At 69.2% G+C, this 20,033-nt stretch carries 16 protein-coding genes; 8 read left to right on the top strand and 8 right to left on the bottom strand.

The window, feature by feature from the left end; translation table 11 throughout:
* Positions 1-61: 61 nt before the first annotated feature.
* The 6 genes from ACTIGN_RS26900 to ACTIGN_RS26875 all read right to left on the bottom strand — a co-directional run bounded on the left by ACTIGN_RS26900 (position 62) and on the right by ACTIGN_RS26875 (position 6,348).
* Positions 62-1,201 (bottom strand): THUMP domain-containing class I SAM-dependent RNA methyltransferase, encoded by a 1,140-nt coding sequence (locus ACTIGN_RS26900; RefSeq protein ID WP_439629686.1) that lies wholly within the window; start codon positions 1,199-1,201, stop codon positions 62-64.
* Between the two features lie 106 nt (positions 1,202-1,307).
* Complete coding sequence (locus tag ACTIGN_RS26895; RefSeq protein WP_439629684.1) at positions 1,308-1,736, bottom strand: hypothetical protein; 429 nt, start codon at positions 1,734-1,736, stop codon at positions 1,308-1,310.
* 134 nt (positions 1,737-1,870) lie between these two features.
* A complete protein-coding gene (gene glyA / locus ACTIGN_RS26890) occupies positions 1,871-3,112 on the bottom strand; it encodes a serine hydroxymethyltransferase (RefSeq protein WP_439629682.1) in 1,242 nt (413 codons plus the stop codon).
* A 220-nt stretch (positions 3,113-3,332) separates the two neighbouring features.
* Entirely contained in the window at positions 3,333-3,746 is a 414-nt protein-coding gene (locus ACTIGN_RS26885; protein ID WP_439629688.1) for a type II toxin-antitoxin system VapC family toxin, read from the bottom strand.
* On the bottom strand, positions 3,743-4,135 hold the full coding sequence (locus ACTIGN_RS26880; RefSeq protein WP_439629680.1) for a hypothetical protein: 393 nt from the start codon (positions 4,133-4,135) through the stop codon (positions 3,743-3,745). Before ACTIGN_RS26880 ends, ACTIGN_RS26885 begins: the two co-directional genes overlap by 4 nt.
* A 35-nt stretch (positions 4,136-4,170) precedes the next feature.
* A complete protein-coding gene (locus ACTIGN_RS26875) occupies positions 4,171-6,348 on the bottom strand; it encodes a hypothetical protein (RefSeq protein ID WP_439629678.1) in 2,178 nt (725 codons plus the stop codon).
* A gap of 152 nt (positions 6,349-6,500) precedes the next feature.
* Between ACTIGN_RS26875 and trhA the strand changes: the two genes are divergently transcribed.
* The 5 genes from trhA to ACTIGN_RS26850 all read left to right on the top strand — a co-directional run bounded on the left by trhA (position 6,501) and on the right by ACTIGN_RS26850 (position 13,427).
* The gene (gene trhA, locus ACTIGN_RS26870) at positions 6,501-7,241 is read left to right on the top strand and encodes a PAQR family membrane homeostasis protein TrhA (RefSeq protein WP_439629676.1); all 741 of its coding nucleotides are present in this window, start codon (positions 6,501-6,503) and stop codon (positions 7,239-7,241) included.
* 231 nt (positions 7,242-7,472) lie between these two features.
* On the top strand, positions 7,473-8,765 hold the full coding sequence (locus tag ACTIGN_RS26865; RefSeq protein ID WP_439629674.1) for a DUF1501 domain-containing protein: 1,293 nt from the start codon (positions 7,473-7,475) through the stop codon (positions 8,763-8,765).
* Positions 8,766-8,873: 108 nt separating this feature from the next.
* On the top strand, positions 8,874-9,338 hold the full coding sequence (locus ACTIGN_RS26860) for a hypothetical protein (protein ID WP_439629672.1): 465 nt from the start codon (positions 8,874-8,876) through the stop codon (positions 9,336-9,338).
* 95 nt (positions 9,339-9,433) lie between these two features.
* Positions 9,434-11,917, top strand: coding sequence for a DUF1549 domain-containing protein (locus tag ACTIGN_RS26855; protein ID WP_439629670.1), 2,484 nt, complete (start codon positions 9,434-9,436; stop codon positions 11,915-11,917).
* Between the two features lie 265 nt (positions 11,918-12,182).
* The gene (locus tag ACTIGN_RS26850) at positions 12,183-13,427 is read left to right on the top strand and encodes an NAD(P)/FAD-dependent oxidoreductase (protein WP_439629668.1); all 1,245 of its coding nucleotides are present in this window, start codon (positions 12,183-12,185) and stop codon (positions 13,425-13,427) included.
* Positions 13,428-13,620: 193 nt separating this feature from the next.
* Here the strand turns inward: ACTIGN_RS26850 and ACTIGN_RS26845 are convergent, their stop codons facing one another.
* Positions 13,621-14,373 carry an SDR family NAD(P)-dependent oxidoreductase gene (locus tag ACTIGN_RS26845; RefSeq protein ID WP_439629666.1) on the bottom strand — a complete coding sequence of 251 codons (753 nt, stop codon included), beginning with the start codon at positions 14,371-14,373 and terminating at the stop codon, positions 13,621-13,623.
* 104 nt (positions 14,374-14,477) lie between these two features.
* Here ACTIGN_RS26845 and ACTIGN_RS26840 point away from each other — a divergent pair, with 104 nt between their 5' ends.
* On the top strand, positions 14,478-15,065 hold the full coding sequence (locus ACTIGN_RS26840; protein WP_439629664.1) for a TetR/AcrR family transcriptional regulator: 588 nt from the start codon (positions 14,478-14,480) through the stop codon (positions 15,063-15,065).
* 4 nt (positions 15,066-15,069) lie between these two features.
* On the opposite strand, the gene ACTIGN_RS26835 is transcribed toward ACTIGN_RS26840, so the two are convergent.
* Complete coding sequence (locus ACTIGN_RS26835) at positions 15,070-15,852, bottom strand: zinc-dependent peptidase (RefSeq protein WP_439629662.1); 783 nt, start codon at positions 15,850-15,852, stop codon at positions 15,070-15,072.
* Between the two features lie 247 nt (positions 15,853-16,099).
* Here ACTIGN_RS26835 and ACTIGN_RS26830 point away from each other — a divergent pair, with 247 nt between their 5' ends.
* Both ACTIGN_RS26830 and ACTIGN_RS26825 read left to right on the top strand, forming a co-directional pair.
* Positions 16,100-17,401: a PP2C family protein-serine/threonine phosphatase gene (locus ACTIGN_RS26830; protein ID WP_439629660.1), complete on the top strand. Its 1,302-nt coding sequence runs from the start codon at positions 16,100-16,102 to the stop codon at positions 17,399-17,401.
* A gap of 243 nt (positions 17,402-17,644) precedes the next feature.
* Positions 17,645-19,981 (top strand): PSD1 and planctomycete cytochrome C domain-containing protein, encoded by a 2,337-nt coding sequence (locus tag ACTIGN_RS26825; RefSeq protein WP_439629658.1) that lies wholly within the window; start codon positions 17,645-17,647, stop codon positions 19,979-19,981.
* Positions 19,982-20,033 lie beyond the last annotated feature (52 nt).

Genomic DNA, 20,033 nt, shown 5'->3' with positions numbered 1-20,033 from the left:
CATGATCCACCGGATGCTCCGAAGCCTTCACCCGAACCCGTAGGTTTCAAAACACTCTAACTCACTTTTTCCCTTCGGTCCCGTACTCCCACAACTGGCACTCGATCTTCCCGTTGAAGAACGGCGTGCGCTGCTTCACGGGGAGCTTCACCTTGCGGGCCAGCATGTCGTTGCTCGTGAACACGAACAGCCGCCAGCCGGGCCAGTGGTCGCGCATTACTTGCCCGAGCTTCGTGTAGAGCGGAACCCACTCCTTCTCCTCGCCGATGCGCTCGCCGTAGGGCGGGTTGCAGATCACCACGCCGGGGGCGACGCCGGCCGGCGGGCGCGCCTGGCCTGCGTCCTTGCGTTCGAGCTTCAGCAGGTGCGCGACGCCGGCGTTGCGGGCGTTTTGGTTCGCGAGGTCGATCGCGCCCGGGTGAACGTCGGTGCCGATGATCGGGGCGGGGAGATCCTTCTTCACCGCGTCGCGGGCGTCGTCGCGGATGGCGTTCCACAGTACGCGGTCGAACTCCCGCCAGCCCTGGAACCCGAACCACTTCCGCGTCAGGCCCGGGGCGCGGTTCAGCGCCATCCACGCTGCCTCAATGCAGAAGGTCGCCGACCCGCACATCGGGTCCACGAGCGGCGTCTCGGGCGTCCACCCCGCTTGCATCAGCAGGCCCGCGGCGAGCGCCTCGTTCAGCGGCGCGATCGTCTGGACCGGCCGGTACCCGCGCTTGTGGAGCGATCCCCACGAGCTGTCGAGGCTCAGGATCGCGTGGTTCTTGTGGACGTGGAGGTTGAACCCGACCATCGGCTGGTCCGGGTCCACGCTCGGGCGGCGGCCGACCCTCTCGCGGAACTGGTCGCAGATCGCGTCCTTCACCCGGCGTGCGGCGTACTGCGAGTGCGTGATCGCCGAGTCGCGGACGTTGCAGTCGACGGCGAGCGTGTGATCGGGCGTCATGAAGTCCGCCCAGTCGATGGTGCGGACGGCGTCGTAGAGCTCGTCTGTGCTGAACACGTCGGCTTCGAGCATCGGGCGCAGCACGCGAACGGCGGTGCGGAGCCACAGACCGGCGCGGTAGAGCAGGGCGCTGTCGCCGCGGAACTTCACGCCGCCGCGGCCGTGCTCGACGGAGTCGGCCCCCAGCGCCGCCAGCTCGCGGGCGAGGACCGGCTCCAGACCGCGGGCACAGGTGGCGAAGTATCCAGTCATACGAGTGCGGAGTTCGGAGTGTGGAGTGCGGAATCCGGGACACGGGCGGGTACCGGGACGGTCCTGAGTTCGTTCCGCATTCCGCACTCCGCGTTCCGCATTCGGCTCAGTTGAGCGCCACGAAGATGACGGCGGCGACGCTCCCGGCGACGGCGAACACCGACAGGTAGATCAGCATCATCACGAACCAGACCTCGACGCCCTTGCCGAACTTAATGTTCATGAGGCCGGCGTGCAGAGCGGCCGAGATGATGAGGTCGATGGGGAGGAAGAGCAGGGCGACGATAATGTTCGCCTCCCACCGCGGGACGCCGACCGCCTTGCACGACTCGATCACGACCACGTCCATCACCGCCTGCGACGCCGTCTTGCTCACCCAGATGAGGAGCATCACCCCAGCGGCGGTCGCGACCGACGGCCGCTGGAGCCCGCACAGGACACACGCCTGGCGGAACACCGACGTGAACACGAACAACGCCACGGGGACGAGCAGGACGACGAAGAAGCAGCACGCCAGGAGCAGGAGCGGGAACACTTCGCCCTCCGGGCAGTGGGCAGTGGACAGTGGGCAGTGCGAACCTGCCACTCCGGTCCTACCCGCGTCGGTGAGAGCAGTTCGTCACATCCGACCGCTCTGTCTCTTGCCTGGCCACGATCCACCGCCCACTGTCAACTCTCTGCAGGGGCCGGGAACTGCTGGCACAACTCGCGGACGCTGCCGCGGACGCGGTCGAGCAGCTCCTGGTCGCCGTGGCGGGTCAGCACCTGCGTGATCCACTGGGCGATCTGCCGCATCTCGGCCTCCTTCATCCCGCGGGTGGTCAGCGCCGGGGTGCCGATGCGGATGCCGGACGGGTCGAGCGGCTTCCGCGGGTCGAACGGAATCATGTTCTTGTTCACGGTGATCCCGGCCGCGTCGAGCGCGTGCTCGGCCTGCTTGCCGGTCACGCCCTTTGCGGTCACGTCCACGAGCATCAGGTGGTTGTCGGTCCCGCCCGAGACGATAGGGAACCCGGCCCGCTGGAGTTCCTCGGCGAGCACCTGCGCGTTCTTGAGCACCTGTGCGATGTACTGCTTGAACGCGGGCTCGGCGGCCTCGCGGAACGCCACGGCCTTCGCCGCGACGACGTGCATCAGCGGCCCCCCCTGGATGCCGGGGAACACGGCGGAGTTGACCTTATCGCCCCACTCCGGCTTCGAGATGATGAACCCGCTGCGGGGGCCGCGGAGCGTCTTGTGCGTCGTGCTGGTGACGAAGTCGGCGTGCGGCACCGGGTCGGGGTGGAGCTTGGCGGCGACCAGCCCGGCGATGTGGGCCATGTCCACCATCAGCAGCGCGCCGACCGACTTCGCGATCTCGGCGAACTTGCTGAAGTCGAGCGTGCGGGGGTAAGCACTCGCCCCGGCGATGACGAGCTTCGGCTTGTGCTCGCGGGCCTTGGCCGCGAGGTCGTCGAAGTCGATCAGGTGGTCCTCCTTGCGCACGCCGTAGCTGGCGACCTTGAAGTACTTCCCGGAGAAGTTCAGCCGCATCCCATGGGTGAGGTGCCCGCCGTGCGCGAGGTCGAGTCCGAGGATCGTGTCGCCGGGCTGGAGCGCCGCGAGGAACACCGCCATGTTCGCCTGCGCGCCGGAGTGCGGCTGGACGTTCACCGCGTCGGCCCCGAACAGTGACTTCGCGCGCTCGATGGCGAGCTTCTCGGCGACGTCCACGAACTCGCACCCGCCGTAGTACCGCTTGCCCGGGTACCCCTCGGCGTACTTGTTCGTGAGGCACGAGCCCTGCGCCTCCATCACGGCCGGGCTCGTGTAGTTCTCGCTGGCGATCATCTCCAGGCCGAACTGCTGGCGGGTGCGCTCGCCCTGGATCGCGGTGAACAGTTCGGGATCGGCCTTCTGAAGGATGCTCATTCGTGGTGCTCCGCGGCGGGAGAAGCGGCGACGCTCGCCAAACTCATTTTGTAGTGAGCGCGACGCCGTCCGCACCCAGTTTATCCGCCGGCGAAGCGTCCCGGGCACCGGCAAAGCCCCTCCAACCGAACCGTTCGGCCGGTTCGACGTTAACCGACGACCCGGCTGCGGCCGCGACGTACCCAGCGGCTCACGGGGTCAGCTTGCTGGCCGGATCGACTCAATCGACCGCGACCCAGGCGGGGTGGAGCTGGTCGAAGTCCTTGTCGGTGGTCAGCAGGGTGAGCCCGAACACCCGGGCCGTTGCGGCGATCCACAGGTCGTTCTTGCCCATGTTGTGCCCAACCGCGTGCGACGCCGCATCAATCTCGCCGTAGGCGTAGATGAACCGGTTATCGACGGCGTGAACGGTCATCATGCCGACGAGGTTCGACAGCGCATCGCACTTCGCGTGCCCCCAGCTACGCTGCATGGCGATTGAAAGAAGCTCGCCGACGGACACGATGGAGACTTGGAAAACGGGCGGCGGCGGGACCAGCCCGTAAACCACGCCGAGATACCGGCCGAGGTCGTTCTGCCTCAACAGAGAGAGCAAGACGTTGGTGTCAAGAAGGTACGGCGGGCCGGCCCTCAGCGATCATCCCTGAGCAGGGCGTCGAGTTGCTCGTCGCTCTCGTCGCCCGGCCACATGCCGATGGTGGACGCGAACCGTGCGGCTGATTCCGCCGCCTCGGATGTCGAGAGTGGAACGTCGCAAGCCCCGAGGATGAACGGGCCTTGAACGGGCAGGACACCATCGGCGTCGAGCGTCCCATCGGTCGCACCGGTGCCGAGAACGATGACACCGTGGCCGACGAACTTGCCGAGCCGTTGGAGTTGAGACCCCGAAGAGCGGCCGAATGCCTCTGCGCCGTCGGGTAACGCGAGGCTGAAGCGGCCGTCGGCGTGGACGGTCGTGACGGTTCCTTCGACCCGCACCCGGGGGGCGGGGGCCGTTCCAGTCAATGGCGGGTTCGCGGTCATGGTTCACCTCCGGTCCCACCAGTATACCCTACCGGTCACTTCCCCGGGAGCTTGATGACGAGCGCCTCGCCGTCGGGCTTGCCCTTCGCGGGGGCGCAGCCGAGGACGAGCCTGGTGCCGTCGGCGGTGACCGCCAGCGAGCGGATCGCGCCGAGGTCGCGCTCGGCCCCGAACACGCGCTGGCCGGTCGCCACGTTCCACACCGCGAGGTAGCTCCGGCCCCGCGGGGCCGCGCCCGCGGTGACGAGGAACTGGTCCCCCGGCACGAACCGCACCGCCTGCACCCACCCGGGGTGCGACGGGGCCGGCTCGCCGGGGAGCGTCGGCTTCAGGTCCGGGTTCGCGAACTCGCGTACCACCTTGCCGGTCGCCACGTCCCACAACTTCACCGTCCGGTCGCTCGACCCAGAGGCGAGGAACTTGCCGTCCTTCGTCAGCGCGATCGTGAACACCTGGTCGCGGTGGCCGGGCGGGCCGGTGTCCTTGGGTTCTTCCTTCTTCGGCTCGTCCTTCTTGGGCGGGTCTTTCTTCTCGTCCTTCTTCGCGTCCTTGGGTTCGTCCTTCTTCGGCTCAACGGGCTTCGGGTCCGGGGCGGCCTTGAACTCGCGCACGAGGTTCCCGCTCGCCACGTCCCAGAGCTTGATCGACTTGTCGTAGCTCGCGGTGAAGACCTGCTTGAAGTCCGGTGACCACAGCACCGCGTAGATCGGGTGCTGGACCTGTTGCGGCATCGTCACGACGTGCGCGCTGATCGTCTTCAGCGGGGTGTTCTTCGGCAGATCCCAGATGCGGAGGACACCGTCGTGGCAGCCCGTGGCGAGGAGGGTGCCCGTGTCGTCGAACGCGACCGCATCGACGAGCGTCGGGTGGCCGAGGGTCTTCACGGGCAGTTCCGACGCGATGCGGAACCGCCGCACCTGGCTGTCTTCTCCCGCGGTCAGGAGCGCACCATCGGCACTGAACAGCGGCGATGCGACGCCCTTCGGGTGCGGGAACGACTGGAGCGGCCGCCCGAACTCCGGCGGGAGCGGTTGACCCGGCTGGAACGCGACGGTCCACACGGTCGCGGCGTTCTTTTGCGTGCCGGCGAGTTGCGGGGCGGTCGGGTGGAAGGCCAACTCGCTCACGGGTCCGCCGGCCGGGAACGAGCCGACGAGCTTGCCGTCGCCGACCGCGAAGAGCCGCACCGTGCCGTCGGCCCCGGCGACCGCGAGCCGCTGGCCGTCTTTGCTGAACGCGGCCGCGGCCGCGTCGCCGCCGGCCTCGAACGCGCGCTCCTTCTGGCCGTTCCCGGTCTGCCAGCTCACGCACTCCTTGCCCGGCCCGACGGTCACGAGGCGCGTGTTGTCCGGCGACAGCGCGAGCCCCGCGATCGGTCCCGTTGCGGACCACTCGCGCGAAGGAACGACCGGCACCGGCTGCCCCTTCTTGAGCGCGACATCGAGCGCGGCGACGGCGCGGCCCGAGCCGAGGATCGCGACGTTCATCGGAACGACCGGTTGCGGCGGCACGGCCCACGCCTGCACCCGGCCGTCGGCGGTTGCGAGCCAGAGCGTGCCGCTGTTCGCGTTGGCGGCGAACCCGACCAGCTTTCCCGGCGCGAGTCGCACCGCGGTCTGCTTGCCGGCCGCATCCCAGAACCGCACGGTGGTGTCGGCCCCGGCCGTGACCCACGCGCCGCCCGCGAGCGCGAGGTGCGTGACCGCCCCGGTGTGGCCCTTCAACTCGATCGCGCCCTTCTCCTCGCCCGCGAGGAACACCTTCACGAGCCCGTCGGCGCTGGCGACCGCGAACGTCTTACCGTCGGCGGCGAGGACGATCCGCGTCGCCGGCCCCGACGTCGCGATGGTCTTCACGGGGACGCTCACCGGGACGTCCCACACGCGAGCGCTATTGTCGGCGCTACCGGTGGCGAGTTGGTCGCCGCGGGCGTTGAACGCGACCGCGAGTACCTGCCCCTTGTGCCCCTGCTCGCCGCCGTAGGTTCGGAGGGGAGCGCCCGTCGTCGCGTCGAACAGCCGCACCTCGCGGTCGAAGCACGCGGTCGCGATCCGGCTCCCGTCGGGACTGAGTGCCACGGATTCGACGGCGTCGGTGTGCCCCTTCAGCACGGCGAGTGCGGCCGGATCGCCCGGCGGCGCCTGCGTGCCCCCCGCGAGTGAAAAAAGCGCGAAAGTCAGACAGGGGAGAGTGAGAAGGGTGGAATATCTCATTGGGGCTGCGCGTCGTACTCGGGAAGGGGAGGCGGGCAGGATCGTAGTCTCCCGCGCGGGAAACCGTAAATCAACCGGCGATTGGTTCCGGCTCTCCCGCCGGGGGCGGCGAGCGCCCGGCCCCTCGCTGGTGCCACAACGGGCAGGTGACCGTGTTCGAGCTTCGCGACCCCGTCAGTTCCGCGTCCCACCTCGTCACAGCGGTCTGGGCGGTGTTCGCTGGCCTGCTGATGCTCCGGCTCACCCCCAGGGACCGCCGCGCGCCGGTCGCGTTGTTCGCGTTCTCGATGGTGTTCCTCTACACCGCCAGCGGCCTGTTCCACGGCATCCACTTCACGTCGGCCGAACAGCGGCAGTTCTTCCAGCGGCTCGACCACACCGGGATCTACATCCTGATCGCCGGGACGTACACGCCGGTCCTGGCGATCCTGTTGCAAGGGGCGTGGCGGCGGTGGCTGCTCCGTGGCATGTGGCTACTGGCCGGGGTCGGGGTCGCGACGATGTGGCTGCTGCCGAAGCCGCCGCACGCGCTGAACATTGGCATCTACCTCGGCATGGGCTGGATCGGGGTCATCGCCCTGCCGCTGTATTATAAGGCGGTCGGCTGGCGCGCGATGAACTGGGCGCTCCTCGGCGCGATCCTGTACACCGTCGGCACGGTCTGCGAGCTGTGCGAGTGGCCTGTCATCGTCCCCGGGCTGATCGGGCACCACGAGGTGTTCCACTTCTTCGACTCGGCCGCGACCCTCGCGTTCTTCGTGTTCGTGTTCAGGTACGTGATACCGTACCAGCCGCCCGCGGTCCCGACGCCCGGTCAGCACCACGCCGCCGAACGGCCGGCCGGGCGTTCGTCCGGGAACATCCCGACGCCGCGGAGCGGCATCCGGCTCTGATACGCTCCCTGCCGGAACTTCGGACACCACTTCTCGCCACGGGTCCCGGCCCGTGGGCCCGTGTTTCGCACGCCTTTTTGAGTTGACACCGATCCGAGCCGGTGGGAAGATCCGGGGTGTTGGGGCACTCCGACGGAATCCCACCCCGCGCCGGATCACCCGGCTCTCCGCCGGCACCCAACCGCCTACCTCCCACCTGCTCCTGCCCGGTCCCATCATCGAGGGCGAATCATGCTGCGGTTCCTCGGCTCACCTCACCGGTTCTGCGACGGCGCGACCCGCCGCGACTTCCTCCAGATCGGCGCGTTCGGCGCCGGCGTCACGCTCGCCGACATGCTCCACGCCCGCTCCGCCAGCGCCGCCGCCGGCAAGAGGCAGGCGTCGCGGTCGAACAAGGCCGCCATCATGATCTACCTGCCCGGCGGCCCGTCGCACATGGACATGTACGACCTCAAGCCCGAGGCCCCGGTCGAATTCCGCGGCGAGTTCAACCCGATCAAGACCAACGTGGCCGGCGTCGAGATCTGCGAGCACTTCCCGCTGCAAGCCAAGATGTGGGACAAGCTCGCGTGCGTCCGGTCCGTCGTCTCGGTGGACGAGCACAGCGATTCGCTCGTGATGACCGGCTACCCGGACCGGGTGAACCGCACCGCCGACCACCCGTGCTTCGGCTCGGTCGTGTCGAAGGTCCGGGCCGAGAGCAACGGGGCCGTGCCGCCGTTCGTCTCGCTCCGCGGCATGAGCCGCGGCACCGAGCCGGGCTACCTCGGCATCGCGCACCGCCCGTTCACCCCGGGCGGGCAGGGCAACGCGAACCTGCGGCTGGCACAGGGCGTGACCGCCGGCCGCCTCGACGACCGCAAGGGGCTCCTCACCGGCTTCGACGACACGCGCCGCGAGATCGACGCGAGCGGTACAATGGTGGGGATGGACTCGTACACCGAGAAGGCCATCGAGATGGTGACGGCCGGCGTCGTCCGCGACGCGCTCGACATCCGCAAGGAAGACCCGAAGACCCAGGAGCGGTACAAGGGCGTCGAGCAGTTCCTGACGGCCCGCCGGCTGGTCGAGGCCGGGGTCGGGTGCGTGACCCTGAGCATCGGCGGCTGGGACACTCACGGGCAGAACTTTCAGACGCTCAAGAAGCAGCTCCCGAAGGTGGACCAGGGGATCGCGAACTTGGTCCAGGACCTGCACGACCGCGGCATGGCCGACGACGTGGTGACGGTGATGTGGGGCGAGTTCGGCCGCACCCCGAAGATCAACATGAACGCCGGCCGCGACCACTGGAGCCCGGTCATGGGGGCGCTGGTCGCCGGCGGCGGGCTGAAGATGGGCCAGGCCATCGGCGCGAGCACCGCGAAGGGCGAGCGGCCCAAGGACCGGCCGATCACCGTCCCGCAACTGCTCGGCACGATCTACCGACAGCTCGGCATCGACCCGGGCATGACGTTCCCGAACGGCGGCGGCCGGCCGATGTATGTCCTCGACGACCGCGAGCCGGTCAAAGAACTCCTCGGCTGATCCCCTCCGTGCTAGTTTTGGCCGGCCCGGGGGGGTACAACTAACGCCCCGGGCGGCACCCTCGAACCTCCGCGGACCCGCCGGGCTCATCGTCACAGAGACGGAACCATGCTCCTGGCACCCCGCACCCTCGCCGCCGCCCTCTTCGCGTGCCTCGCCCTCGCCACCGCCGGTTGCGGCTCGAATAATTCGGGCAAGATCACTGGGAAATGGAAGCTCGTCTCGGCCCCGGGCCTCAAGGCCGAGGAACTCAAGATGATGGAAGCCCTCAAGGCGTTCCTCTTCTTTGAGTTCAAGGCGGACGGGAACATGGCCGTCGGCGTCGAGTTCGGCGACCCGGCGATGAAGGAAGCGATGGCGAAGGCCAACGACAAGGGCGAGAAGACGGTGATGACCGGCCAGTACAAGTTGCTGAGTGGAGACGATGTCGAGTTCTCGGGCATGAACGACCAGAAGAAGGCCGGCGGACTGTTCGGCACCGGCGACAAGAGCCGGTTGAAGATCAAGATCGACGGCGACAACATGACCATCACCGGATCGGACGGCGTCGGCCAACTGACCCGCGTCAAGTAATTGTGACGTCCCCGCGCGTGCGGTCCCACCCGGGCCGCACGCCACGCTGCACCCGCACGCTGCCCCGCCTGCACACACCTCCCGTCGGAGCTGCCATGACCCGCTTCCTCCTCGCCGCCGCCGTCGCGCTCGCCACGGCCGGCGGCGCGCTCGCCGAGTCCCCCAGGGCCGTGACCGCGATCACCGCGTACCCCACGGCGTTCAAGCTCAAGGGGATGGACGACGCGCCGCAACTGCTCGTCACCGGGAAGACGGCCGACGGCCGCGAGATCGACCTCTCGGCCGCCGCGGCTTACGCGGTGTCCGACCCGAAGGTCGCCCGCGTCGAGCCGACCGGCCGCGTGTTCCCGATCGCCAACGGATCGGCCGAGATCACCGTGACGTTCGAGGGGAAGACGGTCCGCGTGCCGCTGGTGGCCGAGAAGATGGAGGCCCCGCAGCCGCTCAACTTCCCGAACCACGTCGTGCCGATCTTCACCAAGCTCTCGTGCAGCTCGGGCGGGTGCCACGGAAAAATTGCCGGCCAGAACGGGTTCCGGCTGTCGCTCCTCGGGTTCGACCCGGCGTTCGACTACGAGAACCTCCTCAAGGAGGGCCGCGGCCGCCGCGTGTTCCCGGCCGCGCCCGAGAGCAGCCTGCTCCTGACCAAGATGGCCGGCGTCGCGGCCCACGGCGGCGGTAAGAAGACCGAGGTCGGCAGCGAGGAGTACAAGATCGTCCGCCGGTGGATCGCGTCCGGCCTGCCCTACGGGAGCCCGAGCGACCCGACGGTCACGAAGATCAGCGTCGTCCCCGAGAGCCGCGTGGTGGACCGCAAGGGCCGCCAGCAGGTCGCCGTGTACGCTCACTTCTCGGACGGCGCAGTCGAGGACGTCACCCGCCGCGCGCAGTACGAGAGCAACGACACCGACATCGCCAGCGTGAGCGACACGGGCGTCGTCGCGACCCAGTCGATGACCGGCCAGGCCGCGGTGATGGCCCGGTTCAACGGGCACGTCGCCGTGTTCCGCGCGACCGTCCCGCGGCCCGGCGAGGTGGTGAAGTTCAACTTCCCCGAGCAGACCGTGGTGGACAAGGCCACCGCCAACAAGTGGCGCGAGCTGAACATCACGCCGTCGGAACTCTGCACCGACGAGGTGTTCGTCCGCCGCGTGTACCTCGACGTGACCGGCACGCTGCCGACGGCCGCCGAGGTCGCGGCGTTCCTCGCCGACAAGGACGCGAAGAAGCGCGACAAGCTGATCGACGCGCTCCTCGACTCGCCCGAGTACGCCTACTTCTTCGCGAACAAGTGGGCCGACATCCTCCGCGTGAAGCGCCGCAACCTGGCCGACCGGGCCTACGGCACGTTCGCGTTCCACACCTGGATCCGCGAGGCGGTCGCCGCCGACACGCCGTACGACGCCTTCGTCCGCGACATCGTGTGCGCCCTCGGCGATGAGGCGAAGTCGCCCGCGACCGTGTGGTACAAGGAGGTGAAGACCCCCGAGCAGTTCGTGGACGACGTGAGCCAGGTGTTCCTCGGCCAGCGGCTCGCGTGCGCCAACTGCCACCACCACCCCTACGAGAAGTGGAGCCAGGACGACTACTGGGGCGTCGCCGCGTTCTTCGGCCGGGTCGGCACCAAGAGCGTCCCGGTCCCCGGCCGCGTCCAGCAGAACAACCAGAACCAGCGGCAGGTGCTGTTCGTGAAGTCGGCCGGGACCGTGATCAACAAGCGGACCGGGCAGACCGCCCCGATGAAGCCGCTCGACGCCGACCCGACGACCTCCGGCAGCGACGAGGACCCGCGGCAGAAGTTCGCCGACTGGATGACCGGCCCGGCGAACCCGTTCTTCGCGAAGGCGGTCGCGAACCGGTACTGGGCGCACTTCTTCGGCCGCGGGATCGTGGACCCGCTCGACGACATGCGGATCACCAACCCGCCGAGCAACCCCGAACTCCTCGACGCGCTGGCCAAGAACCTGATCGACAACAAGTACAGCCTTAAGGCGCTGGTGAGGACGATCTGCAAGAGCCGCACGTACCAGCTCGCGGCGCTGCCGAACGAGCAGAACGCGGCCGACAAGCAGTCGTTCGCCCGGTACTACCCGAAGCGGCTCCAGGCCGAGGTGCTGTTCGACGCGGTGTGCATGCTGACCGACAGCCCGACCGTGTTCCCGGGCCTGCCGGCGGACAAGTTCGCCCCGAGCCGGGCCATCATGCTCCCGGACGAGTCGTTCGGGTCGTACTTCCTCGACGTGACCGGCCGCCCGCAGCGGATCAGCGCCTGCGAGTGCGAGCGGGTGAACGAGGCGAGCCTCGCGATGACGCTGCACCTGCTCAACAGCCAGGAGGTGCAGGACAAAATCGCCCGCACCGGGGCCCGCGCCGACCAGATCACCAAGGACCCGCGGTCCGACGCCGAGAAGGTGACGGAGCTGTTCCTGGTCGCGCTCGGGACCAAGCCGAGCGAGGAGAAACTGAAGCTCGCGCTCGAACACATCGAGAAGCACCGGGCGGCGAAGACGACCAAGCTCGCCTACGAGAACATCATCTGGGCGCTGCTGAACAGCAAGGGGTTCCTGTTCAACCAGTGAACCCCCGGTACGAGTTGACATTTGCCGGGTGCAGCGCTGCTCTTGTGGCAGCGCCGCACCCGGCAATGGGCTCGCGCCTCATCGGCCGTTCTTCGCTGAGTACACTTGGTTCCCCAGGTCCGTCTGTAAAGCGCTGCACGCGTGCCGGTTCCCGAGCGAGGGGGCAAAAGGGCGCACAGCCATCGCTTTGGCCTGATGAGTTGTCGGACCTGCTGCTAAACAACACCCCGGGCCGGTCCCGGGGTTGTTGCATTTGGGAGTTGCCATGCCGGGTCGCGTTGTGGTGGTGGGCGGGGGCGTCGTCGGGGCGTGTTCGGCGTACTACCTCGCAAAAGCCGGGTTCGGCGTAACGGTCCTCGACCGTGCGAAGTTCGGGGCCGGATGCTCGCACGCCAACTGCGGGTACATTTGCCCGAGCCACGTTCTGCCACTCGCGGTGCCGGGCGCGATCACCTCCACGCTCAAGACGCTGTTCCAGCGGAACTCGCCGCTCAAGGTGCGGCCAGGGGTGGTGCTGGCGAACCTCGGCTGGTTCCTCGGGTTCGCCCGTCGGTGCAACCGCCGCGACATGCTCGCCACCGGCCGCGCGATCCAGGCGCTCCTGAACTCCTCGCGGTCCCTCTTCGACTCGCTGATCCGCGACGAGAAGCTGGAGTGCGAGTACGAGACGAAGGGGCTGCTCTTCGTGTTCCAGACACCGAAGCACTTCGAGCACTATCGGCACACCGACGAGTTGCTCGCCCGCGAGTTCGCGCTGCCGGCCAAGCGGTTCGACTCGGCCGAACTCGCGGCCCTCGAACCTGCCCTCAAACCGGGGCAGGCCGGCGGCTACCTGTACCAGTCCGACGCGCACCTGCGGCCCGACTGGCTCATGTCGGAGTTGCGCCGCGTGCTGACCGGCCTGGGCGTCGAGTTCCGCGAGAACTGCGAGGTCAAGGGCTTCGTGAAGAACGGCCGCGCCGCGACCGCGGTTCGCACGAAGACCGGCGACGTGGAGGCCGATCACGTCGTGGTCGCGACCGGCGCGTGGACCCCGCTCCTGAACACCGAGTTGGGGTGCCGCGTCCCGATCCAGCCGGGGAAGGGGTACTCGCTGACGATGCCGCGGCCGGCGGTGTGCCCGGCGTACCCGCTGATCTTCGAGGAGCACCGCGTCGCGGTCACGCCGTTCGCGTCGGGCTACCGGCTCGGCTCGACGATGGAGTTCGCGGGGTACGACGACACGATGAACCGCTCGCGGCTGTCGATCCTCACCGACGCGGCGAAACACTACCTCCGCGACCCGCTCGCCGAGCCGGTGCAGCAGGAGTGGTGGGGCTGGCGGCCGATGACCTTCGACGGGCTCCCGGTGATCGACCGGAGCCCGAGAATGGGGAACGTACTCATCGCCGCGGGGCACAACATGCTCGGGCTCTCGATGGCCACCGCGACCGGCAAGCTCGTGTCGGAGATGCTCGGCGGTGGGAAGACCCACGTTGACGCGACGCCGTACGGGTTGGGGCGGTTCTGAAAGTTGGGGTGTTCCTCGGGTCCGCGACGAAGAAGAGCCCCGCGGCTCCGACTGGGCGGCGACTCGGCACCGCGCACCGGGCGTTCAGCGCCCGGCGGACCGCCTCCGTCGTCACACGCGGGTTGTCGCCCCCGCGGCCGATCCCTGGGGGCGGACACGAAACCTCGGTACTCGACGGAGGGTCCGATGAGACTCAGCGGAAGCCGCCGGCGACGTGCAGCGTTTCGCCAGTGATCCAACTCGCGTCGTCGGACACGAGGAACGCGACGGCCGGGGCGATGTCGTGCGGCAGACCGGTGCGGCCGAGCGGCGTCTGGCCCTTGATGTCGCGATGGAAGTCGCTGCCGGCGATGCCGGACACGGTCGTCCCCTCGGTCTCCACCAGCCCCGGGTTCACCGCGTTGACGCGGACCCTTTTCGGCCCCAACTCCTTCGCGAGCGACTGCGTGATCGCGTCCACCGCGGCCTTCGTCGCGCTGTACACGGCGGCGTTCGGCGGGGCCGTGGTCGCGACGACCGAGCTGATGTTCACGATGTTCCCACCGGCCACCCCGAACGCCTTCACCGCTTCCTGCGAAGCGAGGATCAGGCCGAGGACGTTGAGGTCGAACTGCTTGTGGAAGTGCTCGCCTGTGACCGCTTCGAGTGGGGCGAACTCGTAGATCCCGGCGTTGTTGACCAGGATGTCGAGCTTGCCGAACGCCTTCACCGCGTCGGCGAACAGCCGCCGCACTTCGGGCTCCTTCGCGAGGTTCGCCTGCACCGCGACCGCTTTACCGCCGCCCCCGGCGATCTCGGACACGACGCGGTCGGCCCCGGCCTTGTCCGAGGCGTAGTTCACCACGACCGCCGCACCGTCGGCCGCGAGTTGCTTGGCAATCGCCGCCCCGATCCCCTTCGACGCGCCCGTGACCACCGCAACTTTACCGATGAGCTTCTTCGACATGACCGGCTCCTTTCAGGGTTTGTGTACCGATGAGTACAATACCCGGGGCGAGTCTCTTTCACGGTGCCGCCGAATTTCTTCGCTCGTTCACGGGAGGGTGTCGCATGCCGGGCGGACGGCCACGCCAGTTCGACGCCGAGAAGGCGCTCGTTCGCGCGATGGAGGTCTTTTGGAGGCGGGGGTACGAAGGGGCGACGGTCCCCGAACTGACGCGGGCGATGGGGATCAACCGCCCCAGCATGTACGCGGCGTTCGGCGACAAGGAGGCGCTGTTCCGCAAGGTGCTCGACCGCTACATCGCGGGGCCGGCGAGCCACCTCGCGGAGGCGCTCGCCGCACCGACGGCGCGTGCGGTCGCGGAGCGGTTGCTGTTCGGGGCCGCGGACCGGCTGACCGATGCGAGCCGGCCGGCCGGGTGCCTGATCGTTCAGGGGGCGCTCGCGTGCGGGGAAGGTGCCGAGCCGGTGCGGCGCGAACTGGCGGCGCACCGCGAGACCGCGGTCCGATTGATTCGTTCGCGGCTGGAACGTGCAACGGAGGCCGGCGACCTGCCCGCCGACGCGGAGTGCGGCGCGCTGGCGCGGTTCCTGGTGACCGTGACGCACGGCATGGCGGTGCAAGCGGCCAGCGGGGCGACGCGGCAGGAGCTGCGGGACGTGGTGCGGGTCGCGCTTCGGGCGTGGCCGGCGTGATGCGTCAGCGGCCGGCACCGAACCACACCACCGGATCGACGCGGTAGTACGCGGCGAGGAGCTGGTACAGCTCCGGGTAGCGGCGGCGGAGCAGGGCCGGGCGGCAGTAAAACGACTCGCTCGCGTTGGCGAAGAACTCGTACTCGTCGTCGGCCGCGTGCGGGGTGAAGAGCGGGTTTCTGAGCCCCGACGCGACGTCCCGGCGGTGCCGCTCGAAGTGGGCGGTGAACGCGGGCCGCCAGCGCGCTTCGAGCGCCGCGTCGCCGAGGTCGGGGCCGTCCACCGTGAGCCACTCGTCGAAGTCGAGTTGGTGGGCGAACTCGTGGATCACGACGTTCTGCCCGCCCGGGGGGTTCCGGCCCTCGGGGAGCACCTCGTCCCACGCGAGCAGGACCGGCCCGCGGTCCACGGCCCGCCCCGCGAGCGGCACCTCGGACAGCCGGTCGTCCTCCCAGCCATCGGCCTGCACCGGGGTACGGAACTCGGTCGGGAAGACGACAATGTCCCGCACGTGCTTGAAGTACCCGTGGTCGCCGCCCAGGAGCAGCAGCGCCGCCTGCACCGCGACGGTGACCTTCATCTCCTCGGTCACGAACAGCCCCTCGCGTCCGTGCCACCGCTTCTCGGCGATGATGACGCGCGCCGCGTCCCGGACGCGGGCCTGCAGCGGCCCGGGGAGCAGTGAGTAGTGGGCGACGTTCCTGGTGAGGTGACCGGTCCACCAGTGAGGGAACGGGTCGGCGAGGAGCTTGCGGCGGCGGCGGGTCCGGAGCCAGGTGAAGAGCATGGGGGTATGATACGCCAGCGGCCGCTTCGGTTGACCGATGCCCGGAACCGCGGCCGGTGCGGAGGGTTGTAACGAGCGTATCGACGGGGCGGGTAGAACAGGGTATTTCGTTAGGTAAGCGGAGCAACCCGCGGGCCGGTGACGGCAGCGGGGCCGCGGGGGGTGCGGATTTCCGGTCGGCGGGGAGGCACGGCGGCCGGGGATGGCGTAGGATGGTAACGGTGGATTCTCTCCCGGGGGTCGTTCGGTGCCGGCATTCGAGCCCGTCCGCTATGCCGCCCTCACCGACGTGGGCGTGAAGCGGAGCCACAACCAGGACGCCTGCGCCGCACAGCCGGCGGTCGACGCCTCCGCGTACGAGGCGAACGGCCACGTGTTCGTTGTCGCGGACGGCATGGGCGGCCACGCGGTCGGCGAGAAGGCCAGCGCCAAGGCGGTCCGCGACATCCCGTTCCTGTACCTGAAGCACGCGAAGAACGGCATCGGCACCGCCCTGCGGCAGGCGTTCGTCGAGACCAACGCGGGCATCCACGCGATCGGCGAAGAGAACCACGAGTTTCGCGGCATGGGGACGACCGGGACGGCCCTCGTCCTGCGGCCCGAGGGCGCGTGGGTCGGGCACGTCGGCGACAGCCGGTGCTACCGCATCCGCGACGGCCAGGCCGAGCAACTCACGTTCGACCACTCCTGGGTCTGGGAGATCGCCAAGCGCCAGGGGATCGACCCGGACGAACTCGGCGACTTCAAGAAGAACGTCATCATCCGCTCGCTCGGCCCGGACGCCGAGGTCGAGGTGGACGTCGAGGGGCCGCATCCGGTCCGGCCGGGCGACACGTTCCTGCTGTGCAGCGACGGACTCACCGGCCCGGTCCACCCGCAGGAGATCGGGGCGGTCGTATCCGCCGTGCCGCTCGACGAGGCCGCGAGACTCCTCGTCCACATGGCGAACCTCCGCGGCGGGCCGGACAACATCACGGTCATGATCGTCCGCGTGCCCGGCGGCCCGGCCAACAAGGCCGCCAAGAAGGCCGGCCCGGGGGCGTTCCGCCGCGCCCTGCGGGCGTGGTCCCGTGCCGTGCCGTGGCCGTTCACCGCGCTGGGGGCCGGGTCCGTCGTCGCGCTGCTGTCGCTGTCGCTGCGGGTGGCCGAGGTGCCGGGGGCGGTCCCGCTGTTCCTCGTCGCCGCGCTCATCATCCTTGCCGGCCTCGTCGGGCTGGTCATCGACGTGAAGAGCGAGCCCGAGGGCGCGACCGCTCCCCGGGACGACGCCGACCGCCCGCTCAACGTTTACAAGAAGCACGACTGCGCGATCACCGAGACCATCGCCGAGCGGTTCGCGAAGATCGAGACGGAACTCGCCGCGGGCATGAAGGCCCACGACATCCCGACCGACTGGAAGGCCTACGACAAGCTCGCGGCCGCCGTGGAGAAGGCCGGCGACCCGCTGACCGCACGGGCGTTCCGGGCGCGGTGCGAGGCGCTCCTGTTCCTCGCCGAGGCGTTCCACAAGTCCCGCCACAAGGCCGAAGCGTTCCGCCCGAACTGGTAGCCCGCCCGACCGCGTTTTTCTGTCACACCCCGCCACCGAACGCGGTACACTGCTCGTATCGGCCCGCGCCCGGCATTGCCTGCGTACCCCACCACCCCATCGGTCGCCGTGCGGCGAGCGTACAATTTCCCGCGGTCATTCGGCAAGACGGCGCTCGGCCCCCGGCGGACAATCAGCCCACGTTCGGTGCCCGGAGCACCGGCCCGCGATGGCCCACCCTCATCACCCTTTCCCCGCGGCCCCATGCGACCCCTCCTGATCTGTGCATGCGTCGTTGCGGCCGCCCCGGCCGTTGGTGGTGCCGCGGAGCCCGCGGCCGCCAGGGTGGACTTCAACCGCGACGTGCGGCCGATTCTGTCGAACAACTGCTTCGCGTGCCACGGCCCCGACGAGAAGACCCGCAAGGGGAAGCTCCGCCTCGACACCCGCGAGGGGGCCGTCGAGGCGTCCGTCGTGCCCGGCAAGCCCGAGGCGAGTGACCTCCTCGCCCGCGTCACCACGAAAGAGGCCGACGAGGTGATGCCGCCGGCGAAGCTCGGCAAGCGGCTCACGCCCCGCGAAGTGGACGTGCTGACGCGGTGGATCAAGGAGGGGGCGACCTACGCCCCGCACTGGGCCTACGTGAAGCCCGTGCGACCCGTCGTTCCGAAGGTCGCCGACCCTAAGTTCGATGTCCGCAATCCGGTCGATGCGTTTCTCGCGTCGCGCCTCGTGGCCGAGAAGTTGACCCAGCAGCCCGAGGCCGACCGGTACGCGCTGGCCCGCCGCGCGGCGCTCGACCTGACCGGCCTGCCGCCGACGCCCGAAGAGGTCGAGGCGTTCGTCAAGGACGCCGCGCCGACTGCTTACGAAACCTTCGTCGATAAGCTCCTCGCGAAGCCGGCCTACGGCGAGCACATGGCCCGCGGGTGGCTCGATCTCGCGAGGTACGCCGACAGCGCCGGGTACGCCGACGACCCGCCCCGCACCATCTGGAAGTACCGCGACTACGTCATCACCAGCTTCAACGCGAACAAGCCGTTCGACACGTTCACGATCGAGCAACTCGCCGGCGACCTGCTCCCGAAGCCGACCACCGAGCAGCTCGTCGCCACCGCGTTCCACCGGAACACGATGACCAACAGCGAGGGGGGCACGAACGACGAGGAGTTCCGCAACGTCGCCGTCGTGGACCGGGTGAACACGACGTACATGGTGTGGATGGGCACCTCGATGGCGTGCGCCCAGTGCCACACGCACAAGTACGACCCGCTCACGCAAAAGGAGTTCTTCGCGTCCTACGCCTTCCTCAACAACACGGCTGACGCCGACCACAAGGACGAGAGCCCGACGCTGCCGTTTTGGGACGGCGACCAGCAGAAGAAGAAGGAGGCGCTCCAGGCGCAGATCGCGGACCTCGAAGGGAAGCTCAAGGGGAAGAAGCCCGACGAGATGAAGCCCGAGCGCGAGAAGCTCGCGGCGCTCAAGAAGGAGGACGCGGCGCTCAAGCCGGCGACGTCCGTGCCGGTCATGACGGAACTGGTCGGCCCGCAGCGCCGCAAGACCCGGCTCCAGTTCCGCGGGAACTTCCTCGACCTGGGCGACGAGGTTGCCGAGGCCGTGCCGGCAGCGCTCCACCAGCTCCCCGCCGACGCGCCGCGGACCCGGCTCGGGTTCGCGAAGTGGCTCGTCAGCCCCGAGAACCCGCTCACCGCCCGCGTGACCGCGAACCGGCTCTGGGAGCAGGTGTTCGGCACCGGGATCGTCCGCACGAGCGAGGAGTTCGGCGCGCAGGGCGAACTCCCGAGCCACCCCGAACTGCTCGAATGGCTGGCGGTCGAGTTGCAGACCGACTGGGACGTGAAGCGGTTCCTGCGGCTCCTCGTCACGTCCGCGGCGTACCGCCAATCGTCGAAGGTCTCGCCGGAACTGTTCGAGCGCGACCCGGACAACCGGCTCCTCGCGCGCGGCCCGCGGGTGCGCCTCTCGGCCGAGATGGTCCGCGACCAGGCGCTCGCGGCCGCGGGGCTGCTGAGCCCGAAGTCGCTCGGGCCGTCGGTGAAGCCGCCGCAGCCGAACCTCGGCCTGAGCGCCGCGTTCGGCGGGTCGATCGACTGGCAGACGAGCACCGGCGAGGACAAGTTCCGCCGCGGCATCTACACGCAGTGGCGGCGGTCGAACCCGTACCCGTCGATGTCGACGTTCGATGCGCCGAACCGCGACACGTGCATCGTCCGCCGCGCCCGCACGAACACCCCGCTGCAGGCGCTGGTGACGATGAACGACCCGGTGTACGTCGAGGCGTCGCAGGGGTTGGCCCGGCGGATGATGGAGAAGGGCGGGGCCGGGACGCACGAGAAGGCGGCGTTCGGCTTCCGGGCCTGCCTCGTGCGCCCGCCGACCGCCGCCGAGGTCGAGCGGCTCGTGAAGCTGTACCGCGAGGCGCAGACGAAGTTCACCGCCGACCCCGCGAAGGCGAAGCTGTTCGCGACCAACCCGCTCGGCCCGCTGCCCAAGGGCGTCGACCCGATCGACGCCGCCGCGTGGACCGTGGTCGCCAACGTGCTCCTGAACCTCGACGAAATGCTGATGAAGCGCTGACACCACACCCCGCACCAGGCCCGCGGGTCGCAGCGACCCGCGGGAGTTGTGA

It is taken from the genome of Gemmata sp., assembly GCF_051859125.1.
Lineage (GTDB): Bacteria > Planctomycetota > Planctomycetia > Gemmatales > Gemmataceae > Gemmata.
Note: the sequence above shows the minus strand (reverse complement) of the source record. Positions and strands in the feature narration are given on the sequence as shown.